The sequence below is a fragment of the Dactylosporangium sp. CA-139066 genome (assembly GCF_050936175.1).
Taxonomy (GTDB): domain Bacteria; phylum Actinomycetota; class Actinomycetes; order Mycobacteriales; family Micromonosporaceae; genus Dactylosporangium.
Window position 1 is genome coordinate 223,145 of the sequence record NZ_JBNJNH010000001.1, and the last position, 14,363, is coordinate 237,507.

Sequence of the window (14,363 nt, forward strand, 5' to 3'; positions counted from 1 at the left end):
CTATTGGATCACGAAGGTGGTGAAGTACACGTCCATGACCTCTTTCTTCTTCTCCACCGTGTAGGCCTTCACGACCTTCGCGACGAGCTCCTTCTTGGCCTTGTCGCGCCCGTCGGAGGTCAGCAGCCCGGCCTGGTCCCGGTTGCTGAACAGCTCGATGGCGATGTCGAGGGCCTTGCTGCCGTCCGGGGCCTCGGCGGCGTCGGTGGTGGCCTGCAGGGTCATCTTGAGCTTCAGGTAGTGCCCGTCGGCGAGGTTGATCGTGATCGCGTCCAGTACCGAGACCACGCCGGGCGTCGGGGGCGGCTCGGCGGTGGCCTTCTTGGGTGCGAAGATCATGTACCCGCCGGCGCCGCCGCCGATGAGGGCGGCCAGCGCGATCGCGATGATCATGATGAGCTTCTTCTTGCCGCCCTTGGCCGGGGCGTCCTCGGTGGTCTTGTCGTCTTTGGCCATGGTGGGTTACCTCCCCGGTCAGCTGGTGGTGGCCGAGGGCAGCAGCGCCCGGGTGTCGGCCGGCAGGGTGGACAGGACGATGACTTCGACGCGCCGGTTGCGGGTGGTGGCGCGGGGGTCGGTGGCGGGGTAGAGGGGTTTGGTGTCGGCGAAGCCGGTGGCTTGCAGGCGGGTTTCGGCGATGCCGGCGTCGGTGTGCAGCATGCGCAGGACGGCGGAGGCGCGGGCGGTGGACAGTTCCCAGCCGGAGGGGTAGTTGCCGGTGCCGCCGGTGAGCTGGTTGGTGTGCCCGTCGATTTCGATCTTGTTGGGCAGGCCGGCGATGGCGGGGCCGATGCTGTCGATGATGTTCCGGCCGTCGGTGAGGAGGTCGGCTTCGTTGCCGTTGAAGACGATGTTGCTGGTGACGATGGTGACGATGAGGCCGCGTTCGTCGATGGAGTACTGGACCTGGTCCTGGAGGCCCTGTTTGGTGAGGGCGTCGGTGATCTGTTGTTTGATCTTGTCGAAGTTGTGGACTTCGGCCTGGGCGGCGGCCTGGCGTCGGGAGGCTTGGGCGCGTTCTTTGGCTTGGACGGCTTCCTGGATGGCGGTGGCGTCGCTGGTGGTGCCGCCGATGCCGGAGGAGAGGTCCATGGGGGAGTTGGAGTCGGAGGATTCCAGGAGGTTGGCTTCGCCGCCGTTGAAGGCGACGGAGGGGTTGCCGAACCCGACGGCGAGGCCGTTCTTGAGTTCGTTGAACTTTTTCTGGTCGACCTGGGAGATGGCGAACAGGACGATGAACAGGACCATGAGCAGGGTCATCATGTCGGCGTAGGAGACCAGCCACCGCTCGTGGTTCTCGTGCTCTTCCTCCTCGTGGCCGCCCTTCTTGTGCTTGGCGTGCGCGCCGGCCTTCGCCGCGTGTCCACCACCACTCATCCGGCGGCCCCCCTTTTGGCTTGCTGTAACGCCGTCGGGGTTGAGATCGGCCCAACCGTCCGACACGTGAGTGCCGGACGGTTGCCGGGGCGGTGTGGCGCGGTGCGGGAGGCTAGGGCGTGTCTCGTGGATCATCGGTGTCGGATGCGGTAAATAGACGGCTGTGTCTCGACGGCATGAGCTGACTGATGAGGAATGGGCGTTGCTGCAGCCGCTGCTGCCGCCTGATCCACCGCGTGGTGGTCGCTGGCGGGACCACCGCACGGTGGTCTCGGCGATCCTGTTCCGGGAACGCACTGGGATCACCTGGCGGGACCTCCCCGAGCGGTTCGGCCCGTGGAAGACGGTCTACCAGCGAAAACGTCGCTGGGCTATCGACGGCACCTGGATGCGGATCTGCGACACGCTGCGCATCGACTGCGACGCCGAGGAAGGCGAGGACTGGACCGTGTCCGTGGACAGTTCCTCGATCCGGGCGCACCCGCACGCCGCCGGCGCCCGCCATGCCCCAGCCGTCGACCATCCGAAAAAGGGGAAGCAGCAAAGGACGAATCGGGCGGCCGGGAGTGCCTCGGACGGTCCCGGGGCGGGCTGACGACGAAGCTGCACCTCGCCGCGGACCGGCGCTGCCGGCCGATCTCCCGGCACACCACGCCGGGGCAACGCGCCGACTGCACCGGCTTCGCGCAGGTGATGACCGGTATCCGAGTGCAGCGCCGGCGCGGGCGTCCCCGGACCCGGCCCGGGCACGTCCTGGCCGACAAGGCATATTCGTCCAAGGCGATCCGGACGCACCTGCGCCGACGGGGCATCACCGCGACCATCCCGGTCAAGGCCGACCAGGCGGCCAACCGCCGCAAGAAAGGCTCCCACGGCGGCCGGCCACCCAACTTCGATCGCGAACGCTACAAACAGCGCAACACCGTCGAACGCTGCATCAACAAACTCAAGCAGTTCCGCGCCGTGGCGACCAGGTACGACAAACGCGACTACATGTTCCGGGCCACCGTCGACATCGCCACGATGAAGATCTGGCTACGCGACCTCACCAAAGATCCACGAGACACGACCTAGGCGGCCTTCTCCTTCTCCTTGGCGGCGCCCGGGGGCAGCAGGCTGCGCAGCTTCTGCGCGACCAGGCGCGGGTTGGCGCCCGCCTGGATGTTGATGATGCCCGCGATGACCAGCTCCATCTGCCCGCACTCGATCTCGGACAGGCGCTTCATCTTGGCGCCCATCGGCAGCCAGATGACGTTGGCCGACAGCACGCCCCACAGGGTGGCCACAAACGCGCTCGCGATCAGCTCGCCCAGCTTCGCCGGCTCGCTGAGGTTCTCCAGCACGTGGATGAGGCCGATGACGGTACCGATGATGCCGATCGTCGGCGCATAGCCGCCCATGGCCGTGAAGATCGCCGCGGCCTGCTTGTCGGCCTTCTTCTTCGCGTCGACCTCGGCCTCCAGGATGCCGGCGAGCTCCTCGGAGTCGGTGCCGTCGATGGCGAGCTGCAGGCCCTTCTTCAGGAAGGGGTCCTGCACCTCCTTCATCGCGTCCTCGAGCGCGAGCAGGCCCTCGCGGCGGGCCTTCTCGGCGAGCTTGACGATGTCGTCGACCAGTTGGTCGTACACGGCCGACTTGCTCAGCAGCACCCGCTTGAACGAGTCGATCAGGCCGATCGTGTCCTTGAGCATGCCGCCGGCCATCGCCGCGCCGAGGGTGCCGACGAACACCAGCACCAACGGCGCGATGAGGAAGATCGAGGCGGGACTGCCGCCCTCCAGGATCATCGCGGTGAAGATCGCGACGAAGGCGAGGACGATGCCTACAAGGGTTGCCGGATCCATGGTGCCTAGCGCTCCCGACGGTGCAGACGGACGACGTTGGTCTCTTTGACCCGCTCGGCCGCCGCCTCCGCGCGCTCGTCGGGCGTCTGCCCGACGAGGTTCTGGGCCTCGGCCACGACCGAGGCGCGGTACTGCCGAATGAGCGCCACCACCTCGGGCAACGACTCGGCGACCAGGTACTTGGTCCCGTCGACGAGGGTGATGACGGTGTCCGGCGTGCAGTCGGCCCGCTCGACCAGGTCGGGGTTGAGCGCGAACACCGGGCCGTTGAGGCGGGTCAGCAGTATCACGGCGCCCTCCTAGGACTTACCGCTTGAGGTTCACCAGCTCCTGCAGCACGTCGTCCGAGGTGCTGATGACCTTGGAGTTCGCCTGGAAGCCGCGCTGGGCGACGATCAGGTTGGTGAACTCCTGCGCGAGGTCGACGTTGGACATCTCGACTGAGCCGCTCTGCAGCGTGCCGAGGCCGCCGGAGCCCGGCGCGTTGACCTGGGCCAGGCCGGAGTTCACCGTGAAGCGGTACAGCGAGTCGCCCACCTTCTCCAGGCCGGGCGGGTTGTTGAAGTTGGCCAGCGCCAGCTGCGCGACGGTCTGCTTGTTGCCGTTGGAGAAGATGCCGACGAGCTGGCCGTCCGGGTTGATGGAGAACGACTGGAGGGTCGCCGCCGGCGCACCGTTCTGGCTCAGCGGCTGCACCGTGGTGCTGCCGGTGTACTCCGTCAGCCCCGACAGGTCCACGTCGATGTTGCTACCCGTGCCGGTCGGGTCCCACTGGAGGCCGATCTTGGTAGCGCCGTTGGCGTCGGTGTACGTCGGGCCGGTGATCTGCCCGTTGGTGAACGTCAGCGCCTGCCCGGTGATCGGCGTGCCGCCCGCGCCGTCGTCGAGGTCCAGCGTCCACGCGCCACTGGCGAACTTGAACACCATGGACATGGTCTTCTGCCCGCCGGTGACGTCATAGATCTTGATCGTCCGCGTGATCGACGACGGGTCGGGCGCGTTGGCCGGCAGGTTGCCGGAGATGACCACCGCGTCGGTCGCGGTCGGCGCGATCAGCGTGCCCATCGGCAGGCGGATGTCGCCCAGCGGCGCATTCTGGTTGACCACGCCGTTGGCGGCCGGCCAGCCCTGCACGGCGGCGCCGGTCGGGGTCACCAGCTTGCCCTCGGCGTCGAAGTTGAAGGCCCCGGCCCGGGTGTACAGCTGCTCGTTCACCGAGTTCACCACGAAGAACCCGTCGCCGGAGATCATCACGTCGGTCGGCCGCCCGGTCGACTGGGCCGAGCCCTGCACGAAGTTGGTGTTGATCGCGGCGAGCCGCACGCCCAGCCCGACCTGGGCCGGGTTGGTGCCGCCGAGCTCCGGCTGGGGCGCGCCCGCGGACCGCATCATCTGGCTGAGGGTGTCGGCGAACACCGTCTGCGCCGCCTTGTACCCCACGGTGTTGACGTTGGCGATGTTGTTGCTGGTGACGTCCATCATCTGCTGGTGCGCGCGCAGGCCGCTGATGCCGGAGAAGAGTGAGCGGAGCATGTGGGGTGGTTTCCTTTCAGGACACCAGGGCGGCGGGCTTGCTCGGCGCGTTCTGGTTCTGGTTCTGGTTCTGTGTCTGGGGTTGCGTCTGGGGCTGGCTCTGACCAGGCTCCGGTCCGCTTTGCGTCGGCGGCGCCGTCTGGCCGCTTTGCGTTGGAGGCGCTGTCTGGCCGCTTTGCGTTGGAGGCGCTGTCTGGTCGCTCTGCGTCGGCGGCGCCGTCTGGTCGCTCTGCGTCGGCGGTGACGTTTGCCCGGCCGGTGCTGTTCCGGTTTGCGTTGCTGGGGGCCTTTGCCCGGTTTGTGACGTAGTCGGCTGGGCCCCGGCGGCGCTGATCTCCTTGACGTCGGAGACCGCGATGTCGGCGTCGCCCACGCGCAGCGTCGGCGTGGTCCCGTCGAACTTGGCCGCGGTCACGACGCCCGTCTGCACCTTGCCGTCCTTGTCGGCGTACGAGACCGTTTTGCCGATCAGGTTGCTGGCCCCGAGCTGCAGCTGCGCGGTCAGCAGGCTCTGCTGCACACTGGCCAGATCGTTAAGCTTCTCGACCGTCGTGAACTGCGCCGTCTGCGCCAGAAACTGGGTGTTGTCCATCGGATTCATCGGGTCCTGGTACTTCAGCTGCGCCACTAGCAGTTTGAGAAACGTGTCCTTGCCAAGCTCCCCACCGGGGTTGAGCGGCTGGTCCGAGTCCTTCTTCGTGGTCGGAGCGGTCTGCTGTGTGGTCGGCGCATTCGTCTTCGGCACATAGTCGGCGACGCTGCCAACGACCGGCGTAGGGGCGGTGATGGCGCACTCCCTTGTTCGGTCCGTACGGTTGCTGTTCGCTCTCGTCTCTCCGCGGCCGGGCGTCTCCCGTGAACCGCACTGCTTTGCTCGGCCGCACTGCTTTGCTCGGCCGCGCTGCTTTGCTCGGCCGTCCCTCGGAGCCGCCACGCTTTCGCTGGGCGTTCCTCGGAGCCGCCTCGCTTTCGCTCGGTCGTCCGTCAGAGCCGCACGTCGAGCAGCCCGTCGCCGGTCGTCTCGCCCGGTCGGCCCGTGGCGATCGTTCCGGCTCCTCGCCCCGCAACGACGGTTTCGCCGCGTTCCGGCGCTCGTCGTTGAGATCGTCCCTCGGGGTCCCAACCTGAGAAATGTTGCGACAGGTTGCCGAGGGAGGAACCATCTTGGAGCAGCTCGAGTACGCACCCCGAGAACCCCGCATCCGTCAGGTCCTGCCGCAGTTGGGGCAGCGCCGCCTCGAGTGCCGCGTGCCCCGCCTCCCGATCGGCGTGCAACTGGACGGCGATCGCCCCGTCGCGCACCTCGGCGACGACACTGACGGGCCCGAGCTCTTCGGGCCGCAGCCGCAGCGTCATCCGGTGGACGCCGTCGGCACCCTTGCGCAGCGGGGACAACACGTTCACCACTTGCGGGGCGACCTCGGCCCAGGCGCTGTTGGCCATCGCCGATTGCGCCGCCCCACCGCCGAACCCGGCAGCGCCCAGCCCAAGCACCCCGGCGGCCCCGGCGGCCCCGGCGACCCCGGCGATCCCGGCGACCCCGGCGATCCCGGCGGCCCCGGCACCCGCGGCGATCCCGCTGGCGCCGCCGACGCCCGTCACCCCGCCGATGCCCGTCCCTCCAGCGGTGCCCGTCGCCCCAGCGGTGCCCGTCGCCCCGGCGGTGCCCGTCCCTCCAGCGGTGCCCGTCCCTCCAGCGGTGCCCGTCCCTCCAGCGGTGCCCGCCGCCCCGGCGGTCCCCGTCCCCCCGGTACCGCCGGTGCCGAGGCCGGAACCGCCCGACCCGGTCAGGCCAACGCCCGTCCCTCCGCCACCGGCCGCTGCCGCCCCGAGGGCGTTGGCCGTCGCCCAGTTGAAGCCCTGACCGCTGCCCCCGAGCCCGCCGATCTGCAGGCCGTCAACCCCGAGGCCGTCGATCGCGGAGCCGTTCGGATCGAGATTGTTCGGGTCCGATTGGTTCCACGTCTGGTCGGTCGACCCGATACTGTTCGGCGCGGAAACGTTCGCGCCCCTATCGTTCGTGACGCTAACGTTCATTCCATTCGAGGCGCCAACGTTCGGCGTACTAACGTTCGCCATCCAAACGTCCGCATTGGAGTCGCCCGGACCGCGGCGATCCGAACGGCCGCCGTCGTGTCCGCCCGCGCCGGCGCCGCCGGCCGAGACACCCCCCGCGGCAAGGGGCACGTTGCCGGCGCTGCCGAGCGCTCCGCCGGCGAGGCCGACATCCTGGGCGTCGGCATCGCGGTCGGACCGGGCCTGTGCACCTTGCTCGCCTGCTGCGTTCGGCGCACCAACGGTAGTCGTCGTGCTCGGCAGCCCCTGCGTGGCAAATGTTGTCGCTGTGCCCGGCGTGCCCTGCGTGGCAAATGGGTTCGCAGCGCCCGACATGCCCTGCGTGACCGCGGCGCTGCCCGCGTCGGTTGTGCCGGTCGCGGCGGCGTCGCCGGTACCGGTGGTACCGCCGCCGATGCCAGCCGGACCCGCGCCCGACGGGGCCGAGAAGGTGGCCGGGGTCCAGCCGCGGGATGTCGCGGCCGGCGATCCGACGGCGCCGGACATTGCGGTGCTGCCGGCCGCGGTCCAGATGGTGCCGTCCGTGGCGTCGTACCCGCTCGCGACCCACCCGACGCCGCCCGAGGGTGCGCCCGCGCCGCCGCCGGCCGAGCCGTCCATCCAGCCATCGGTCGCGCCGCTGATCCCGCCGCCGGTCGCACCGTGGATGCCGCCGTTCGAGCCGTTCGTCCCGCCCGTGGTTGCGCCGGTGGTTGCGCCGCTCATCCCGTCGGTGGTTGCGCCGTTGATTCCGCCCGCGGTCGCGCCGTTGATTCCGGTGGTGGGGAGGGGGCCGTTCGCCCATCCGGTGGCTTGGTCGAGTCCGACGGCGGATGCGTTGAGTCCGACGGCGGATGGGTTGAGGCCTGTGGTGTTGGTCAGGCCAGTCGCGAGGTTGGTGCCTGCCGAACCGGACTGCGCGGCGGTGGTGGTGGTGCCGTCATACGCGGTGCCGGCGAGCGGGCCGCCTTCGCCGGTCGTCGTTGCCGCGGGGGCGCCGGACGGGGCGTCGGCTCCACCGGACAGGGCACCGTACGCGCCGGGCGAGATGGCCGTCGGGTCGTTGCCAGAGCCGGTCGACGCGCCGTTTGATGCACCGTCGGACGAGTCGGCGATGCCGGTAATGGCGAGCGCGGCGGCGTGTGCTCTGACGGCGCCCGCGCCGTCCGCCGCTTCGTTCGGGGCGCCGCCTGTTGTGCCGGCTCCGTCGGTTGCGGGTGCAAGGGGTTGGGTCGAGGAGTACCACGCGATGGATTCCGTCACCGTGGCCGCGATGGGGCCGGGTGAAGCGGTGGCGCCGGGGCCGGCCGCGGCCGCGAGCTTGCGTTCCAGGTCGGCGGCCAGATCGGCTAGGACTGCGGCGCCGGGGAGCTGCGTGCCGCTGAGTGATGCGGGCGTTGCGCCGGTGGTCGGTGCGTCCGGACGCTGCGATCCGGCGGTGGCCGGGCCGTCCGGGCCGTCGGCGTTCGGGCGGGCGGGGGACGTGCCCGTTCGGCCCGACGTGGTCGTGCTTGGACTCAACGCATCCGAGCCGCCGCCCTGTACAGAACCTGTTGCGGTGCTCGACGTGGTGGTGCTGTCCGATGAGGTGGGGGAGCCGGCGGTGGTCGTGGCTTCGGCGGACGAAGCTCGGAGGTGCTGGGCCTCTGGCGCCCTCGCGAACGTGTCGCGCGATGCGGACTCGCGGGCGGACAGGGTGCGTTGGTGGGCGGCGTCGTAACGGGCGGCCTCGTCGCGAGTACCGGCGCCGTGGCGAGCGTTCGCTGCGTCGGTGCTGGCCCGGGCGTCGTGCAGAGCGATGCCCCGTGCGGTCGCGTCCTCGCGGGATCGCGTCCGGGCGTCGTGGGCGGCGGCGTCGTGTGCCCGGGCGACGCGAGCAGCGCTGTCCCGTGAAGCGCTGTCCCGTGAAGCGCTGTCGCGGGCGATCGCGTCCGCGCGCGTGCGTGCCTGGGCGTTGTGGGCGGCGTTGTCATGCGCCTGGGCGTCGCGGGAAGCGTTGTCCCGCCACGCGCCGTCGCGGGCGATCGCGTCCGCGCGCGTCCGGGCCTGGGCGTCCTGTGCGACGTTGACGCGCGTCCGGGCGTCGCGTGCGGCGATGTCGCGGGCCTGGGTGTCCTCGCGGGTCCGGGCCTGGGTGTCGTGGGTGGCGTTGTCGCGCGTCCGGGCGTCGCGCATGGCGAATTCGTGGGCTTGCGCGTCCGCGTGCGTCCGGGCCTGGGTGTCGTGGGCGGCGTTGCCACGCGTCCGGGCGTCGCGCACGGCAAAGTCGCGGGCTTGCGCGTCCTCGCGGGCGCGATCCTGCGCGTCATGGGCGGCGTTGTCGCGGGCGCGGGCGTCACGGATGGCGTTGTCGCGGGCGCGGGCGTCGCGGACGGCGTTGTCGCGGGCGACGGCGTCCTCGCGGGCGCGGTCCTGGGCGTCGCGGGCGGCGTTGTTGCGGGCGCGGGCGTCGCGCACGGCAAAGTCGCGGGCTTGCGCGGCCTCGCGGGCGCGGTCCTGGGCGTCGCGGGCGGCGTTGTTGCGGGCGTGGGCGTCGCGCATGGCGTTGTCGCGGGCGATGGCGTCCTCGCGGGCCCGAGCCTGGGCGTCGCGGGCGTGGGCGTCGCGCATGGCATTGTCGCGGGCGACCGCGTCCTCGCGCGCCCGGGCCTGGGCGTCGCGCCGGGAATCGGTCAGCGCCGGCGAGACGTCCGCGCGCGGGCGCGGCGCCTCGTACAGCGCGGCGGCCAGCGTCTCCGCGAACATGTCGTCGACGGAGGACGGCGCGGTCGAGGGCGACGACGCGGGGGGCGCGGAGCGCGCGGTGGGAGTCGAAGGGGTGATCACGTGAGCAGGCCCTCCTCGCTGGGCGAAGTGTCGCCGGTGGCGAGTAGCGATGTCAGTGCGGAAGCGTCGGGCGAGAGGTCGTTCGAGCGGTGGTCCAGGGCGGCGGCGGGCCAGCCGTTGGCTGCGGTGACGAGTGACGACAGGGAAGCGGGCGTCGCCGTGCGGGGCGAGAGTTGGGCCATGGCGGCCTTGACCTTCGGGACGTACGCCTGGGTTTCTGGGAACGGGGGGATGCCGCCGTAGCGGCTGACCGCGCCGCCGCCTGCGTTGTACGCGGCCAGGGCCAGGTCCAGTGAGCCGAAGCGCTTCAGGTTGGCCGACAGGACGCGGGCGGCGCCGTCCACGGCCTCGGTGGGGTTCAGGGCGTTCACGCCCAGGCCCCGGGCGGTGGTGGGCATCAGCTGCATCAGGCCCTGGGCGCCGGCGCCGCTCACCGCGTTCGGGTTGAAGCCCGACTCCACCTTCGCCACGGCGGCGAGCAGCTCGGGGGCGAGGCCGTAGCGGGCGGCGGCGTTGCGGAACAGGTCCGCGTACGGGACGTCGGGGGAGAGCTGGCCGGGCGTGAGCTTGGCGGGGCGCAGCGCGGGGAAGGCCACCGACGTGGTGGGCGCGGCGACGATGCGGCGGATCGCCACCGGGGTGCCGGGGACCGATTCGAGCTTCACGACGTCGCCGGTGTGCGGGGCGACGATCATCTTGCCGCCGCCGGCGTACATCGCGATGTGGTCCACGGGGCGGCCGAAGGCCAGGAGGTCGCCGGGCTGGGCCTGGGCCAGCGACGGTACGGCGGTGCCGGCCTTCGCCTGCTCGGCCGCCGTCCGCGGCAGTTTGACGCCCAGGTCGGCGTAGGCGCGCTGGACCAGGCCCGAGCAGTCCAGGCCGTTCTCCGGGATGTTGCTGCCGTAGACGTACGGGGTGCCCAGGTACTTGCGGGCGGCCTCCACGGCCGAAACGCCGGAGACGCCCGAAACGCCGGAGCGGCCCGAGACGCCGGAGACGCCCTTCAAAGGAGCGGAGGTGGTGGCCGAAGCCAAGGTGTCCGCGAAGGAGGCGTCGGTGGGGTCGGTGGCGGGGCGGGAGACACCCAGCATGGAGCGGATCTCGGCGATGCGGGCCTGGGCCTCGAGCACGGTCACGGACGGTCCTCCCTGTGGGCGTTGGCGGTGGTGATGTCGTCGACGGCCTTCGCCTCCGCCGCGGCCTCCGTGCGCTTGCGGGTGGCGTCGTGGCGCTCCTGCAGCTTCTCGATCGTGCGGCGCTGGATGGCGGCGTCGGTGAGCTCGCGCATGCGCTCCTGCACGCCCTCGTCGGCGATCCGGCTCAGGCCGATGGCCGCGGCCAGCTCGCCGGCGAGGGCGTGGCGGGACGTCAGCGTGGCCGCGTACGCCGACGCGGTCGCGGCGTCGGGGACCGCGCGGCCGTCGAGGTCGCGCTCGCGTGCCCGCACCCGTTGTATGGCGGCGGTGGCGTCGGCTCGTGCGCGTACCACGGCCGCCTTTGCCATGTCTTCCTGAGCCTTGCGGGCGCGCAGCACGGCGCCGAGGCGGAATCCGCTCTTGGCCATCAGCCACCTGCCAGTAGTCGCTCGAGCATCTGCCACGCCCGGGGCGCGGGCGTCTGGTCGTCCATGTCCTGGCGCAGGAACGCGTCGATCTGGGGCCACAGCTCGCGGGCGCGGTCGGCGTCCGGGTTGGTGCCCGTGACGTAGGCGCCGATCTCGACCAGCTCGCGCACGTCGCGCTGGGCCGCGAGCATGCGCCGCAGTGCGGTGGCGTTCGCGCGCTGCTCCGGCGTCGTGACGGCGCCCGCGACGCGGGAGACCGACTCGAGCACGTCGATGCTGGGGAAGTGCCCGGACGTGGCGAGGCGGCGGTCCAGCGTGATGTGGCCGTCGAGGATCGAGCGGGCAGTGTCGGCGATCGGCTCGTTGTGGTCGTCGCCCTCGACGAGGACCGTGTAGAGGCCGGTGATGCTGCCGACCGGCGCCGGGCCCGCGCGCTCCAGCAGGCGGGGGAGCAGGGCGAAGACGCTCGGCGGGTACCCGCGCGTGGCGGGCGGTTCGCCGGCGGACAGGCCGACCTCGCGCTGCGCCATCGCGGTGCGGGTGAGGCTGTCCATGAGCAGCAGGACGTCGGAGCCGCCGTCGCGGAAGTACTCGGCGATCCGGGTCGCCACAAAGCCCGCCCGGAGGCGCACGAGCGGCGGCTGGTCGGAGGTCGCGATCACCACCACGGAGCGCGCGAGGCCCTCCGGGCCGAGGTCGTTCTCGATGAACTCGCGCACCTCGCGGCCGCGCTCGCCGACCAGTCCGACGACCGAGATTTCCGCATCGGTACCGCGGGTGATCATCGACATGAGCGAGCTCTTGCCCACGCCGCTGCCGGCGAAGATGCCCATCCGCTGGCCGCGCCCGCAGGGCACGAGGGTGTCGAGCGCGCGCACGCCGAGCGAGAGCGGCTCGAGCACGCGCCCGCGCGCGAGGGCGACCGGCGCGTCGTTCTCGACGGAGACGTGTTCCAGGCCGTACAGCGGCGGACCGCCGTCCATCGGGCGCCCCAGCCCGTCCAGCACGCGCCCGCGCAGCTGCGGCCCGACCGCGATCTGCAGCGGCGCGCCGGTGCTCGTCACCGGGCTGCCGGCGCCGATGCCGGACAGCGGGCCGAGCGGCAGGCAGGCGAGCCGGTCGCCGGCGATCGACACGACCTCGGCCGGCACGACGCCGCCGGTGGCCGGGTCGCCGATCTCGACGAGGTCGCCGACGCGGCCCTCGACGCCGGCCACGGTGACGGACAGGCCGACGATCGACACGACGCGGCCGCTGACGCGCGGGTGCGCGGCCTGTGTGGCGGCGGCCAGGCGGTGGTGTAGCGCGGATGTCACTGCTGCAGGACCTCCCGGACCCGGTCGAGCGCGGGGCCCAGCCGGGCGTCGACGGTCGTGGCGTCGCTCAGCGCCACCGCGTCGCCCGGCCGGAGGGTCGGGTCGTCCACGAGGGACACCGTGCGGCCGTCCATGACCAGTTCCGTCTGACCAATCGTCAGCCGGTCGGCCGGATTGAGGCGTACCGCCACGGGCACGTTGGCGGGCGCCAGCGCGAGTGCGCGCATCAGCGCCTCGCGCCCCGGCTCGGCGGCGGTGCGCAGCTCGCGGCCGAGCACCGCCTCCGCGATCGAGAAGGCGGTGGCCACGATCTGCTCCTCGAGGTCGTGCGCGGCCGGGACGGCGCGGGCCTCCAGCTCCTGCGCGGCCCGCCCGATGGTCCGCACCGCCCGCTCGATGCGCATGCGGTGCATCTCGGCGATCTGCGCGGCCTCCTCGGCGGCGCGGGCGGCATCGGCGGCGGCCGCCTCGCGGGCCTCGCGGATGCCCTGGGCCCAGCCGGCGGCGTACCCGGTCGCCTCGGCCTCGGCCCGCCACCGCGCGACGAGCTCGGGCGGGAGCATCTCGCGCTCGCGCAGGTCGACGTCGAAGCGCGCGTTCGGCGCCGCGCCCGCGCGCGCGTCGCGCAGCACGCTCTCGCCGAAGCGCACGAGCGCCGGGTCGTCCGGCGGCGGGAACGCCCGCGTCGCCGGGGTCACCGGCGGGGGAGGCGGCGGCGGGAACGCCGGCCGCGGCGCGCCCGCGCGCTTCGGCCGCGGCGGCGGGAACGCGAGCGGGTAGTCGCCGCCGTCGTCCGCCGGGGGCGCCGGCGGCTCGTACTCAGCCCACGAACTCATCGTCATCGCCCCTGCTGATCACGATCTGGCCGGACTCCTCGAGGGTCCGGATGGCCTGGACGATCTTGGCCTGCGACTCCTCGACCTGGCGCAGCCGCACGGGCCCGAGCATCTCGATCTCGTCGGCGAGGTTTTCGGCGGCGCGCTCGGAGAGGTTCTTCATGACCTTCTGGCGCACCTCCTCGCGCACGCCCTTGAGCGCGGTGGCGAGGTCGTTGGTCTCGACCTGGCGCAGCACCAGCTGGATGGAGCGGTCGTCGAGGGACACGATGTCCTCGAACATGAACATCTTCGAGCGGATCTCCTCGGCCAGCTCCGGGTTGCGCCCGGCGAGGCCCTCCAGGATGAGCCGCTCGGTGGCCCGGTCCGTCCGGTTGATGATCTCGACGAGCGGCTCGAGGCCGCCGACGTTGGACAGGTCGCTCGGCTGCAGTACCGAGGACATCTTGCGCTCCAGGGTCGCCTCGACCTGGCGGATGATGTCCGGCGAGGTGCGGTCCATGACGGCGATGCGGTGCGCGACGTCGGCCTGCAGCTCCGGGGCCAGGCCGGAGAGGATCTGCGACGCCTGGGTGGCGGTCATGTGGGCCAGGACGAGCGCGATCGTCTGCGGGTGCTCGTCCTGCAGGAACGACAGCAGCTGGCGCGGATCGGCCTGGCCGAGGAAGCCGAACGGCACGTCCATGAAGACGGTGTTGAGCCGCCCGACGATCTCGCCGGCCCGCTCCCGGCCCAGCGACGCCTCGAGCAGGTCGCGGGCGAAGTCCATGCCGCCCTGGCCCACGTACTTGTGCCCGGTCGCCATGTCATGGAACTCCTCGAGCACCACGTTGGCGATGTCCTGCTCGACCTGGCCCAGCCGCACGATCTCGGCGGTGAGCTCCTCGACCTCCGCCTCGCGCAGATGCGCCATGATCTTCGCGGCGTCGTCCTTCCCCATCTGCACGAGCAGGATGGCGGCCTTGCGCAGCCCCGTCATCTCACCCGCGGTCATCGATCGCCGTCTTTCGAG

13 protein-coding genes are annotated in these 14,363 nt (G+C 71.7%); 1 reads left to right on the forward strand and 12 read right to left on the reverse strand.

Translation table 11 applies throughout. The annotated features are described in order from the left end of the window. Together ACQEVU_RS01045 and ACQEVU_RS01050 are read right to left on the reverse strand one after the other, a co-directional pair. Positions 1 to 456: a flagellar basal body-associated FliL family protein gene (locus ACQEVU_RS01045; protein ID WP_433319084.1), complete on the reverse strand. Its 456-nt coding sequence runs from the start codon at positions 454 to 456 to the stop codon at positions 1 to 3. A gap of 18 nt (positions 457 to 474) precedes the next feature. Next, positions 475 to 1,377 (reverse strand): OmpA/MotB family protein, encoded by a 903-nt coding sequence (locus ACQEVU_RS01050; RefSeq protein WP_433319087.1) that lies wholly within the window; start codon positions 1,375 to 1,377, stop codon positions 475 to 477. A gap of 163 nt (positions 1,378 to 1,540) precedes the next feature. Here ACQEVU_RS01050 and ACQEVU_RS01055 point away from each other — a divergent pair. Beyond that, positions 1,541 to 2,451, forward strand: a protein-coding gene (locus tag ACQEVU_RS01055) for an IS5 family transposase (RefSeq protein WP_433319090.1) whose coding sequence is annotated in 2 segments (ribosomal slippage) — positions 1,541 to 1,936 and positions 1,939 to 2,451 — 909 coding nt in all. Because the reading frame shifts where the segments join, the coding sequence is not laid out codon by codon here. Here the strand turns inward: ACQEVU_RS01055 and ACQEVU_RS01060 are convergent. From ACQEVU_RS01060 to fliG, 10 genes are all read right to left on the reverse strand, one after another. Continuing rightward, positions 2,448 to 3,221, reverse strand: coding sequence for a flagellar motor protein (locus tag ACQEVU_RS01060; RefSeq protein WP_433319093.1), 774 nt, complete (start codon positions 3,219 to 3,221; stop codon positions 2,448 to 2,450). The two genes, ACQEVU_RS01055 and ACQEVU_RS01060, sit on opposite strands and share 4 nt — an antisense overlap. A 5-nt stretch (positions 3,222 to 3,226) precedes the next feature. Beyond that, a complete protein-coding gene (locus ACQEVU_RS01065; protein ID WP_433319096.1) occupies positions 3,227 to 3,511 on the reverse strand; it encodes a flagellar FlbD family protein in 285 nt (94 codons plus the stop codon). Positions 3,512 to 3,527: 16 nt separating this feature from the next. Further along, positions 3,528 to 4,754: a flagellar basal-body rod protein FlgF gene (gene flgF, locus ACQEVU_RS01070; protein ID WP_433319099.1), complete on the reverse strand. Its 1,227-nt coding sequence runs from the start codon at positions 4,752 to 4,754 to the stop codon at positions 3,528 to 3,530. 16 nt (positions 4,755 to 4,770) lie between these two features. Continuing rightward, a complete protein-coding gene (locus tag ACQEVU_RS01075; protein ID WP_433319102.1) occupies positions 4,771 to 5,499 on the reverse strand; it encodes a flagellar hook capping FlgD N-terminal domain-containing protein in 729 nt (242 codons plus the stop codon). A 239-nt stretch (positions 5,500 to 5,738) separates the two neighbouring features. Then, entirely contained in the window at positions 5,739 to 9,554 is a 3,816-nt protein-coding gene (locus ACQEVU_RS01080) for a flagellar hook-length control protein FliK (RefSeq protein WP_433319105.1), read from the reverse strand. Positions 9,555 to 9,631: 77 nt separating this feature from the next. Then, positions 9,632 to 10,771: a transglycosylase SLT domain-containing protein gene (locus ACQEVU_RS01085; protein ID WP_433319108.1), complete on the reverse strand. Its 1,140-nt coding sequence runs from the start codon at positions 10,769 to 10,771 to the stop codon at positions 9,632 to 9,634. After that, on the reverse strand, positions 10,768 to 11,199 hold the full coding sequence (locus ACQEVU_RS01090) for a hypothetical protein (protein ID WP_433319111.1): 432 nt from the start codon (positions 11,197 to 11,199) through the stop codon (positions 10,768 to 10,770). The genes ACQEVU_RS01085 and ACQEVU_RS01090 overlap by 4 nt, the downstream gene beginning before the upstream one ends. Continuing rightward, positions 11,199 to 12,515 (reverse strand): FliI/YscN family ATPase, encoded by a 1,317-nt coding sequence (locus tag ACQEVU_RS01095; RefSeq protein ID WP_433319113.1) that lies wholly within the window; start codon positions 12,513 to 12,515, stop codon positions 11,199 to 11,201. The genes ACQEVU_RS01090 and ACQEVU_RS01095 overlap by 1 nt, the downstream gene beginning before the upstream one ends. Beyond that, positions 12,512 to 13,351, reverse strand: coding sequence for a FliH/SctL family protein (locus ACQEVU_RS01100; RefSeq protein WP_433319116.1), 840 nt, complete (start codon positions 13,349 to 13,351; stop codon positions 12,512 to 12,514). The genes ACQEVU_RS01095 and ACQEVU_RS01100 overlap by 4 nt, the downstream gene beginning before the upstream one ends. Next, positions 13,335 to 14,345 carry a flagellar motor switch protein FliG gene (fliG, locus tag ACQEVU_RS01105; protein ID WP_433319119.1) on the reverse strand — a complete coding sequence of 337 codons (1,011 nt, stop codon included), beginning with the start codon at positions 14,343 to 14,345 and terminating at the stop codon, positions 13,335 to 13,337. Before fliG ends, ACQEVU_RS01100 begins: the two co-directional genes overlap by 17 nt. Positions 14,346 to 14,363: the final 18 nt, after the last annotated feature.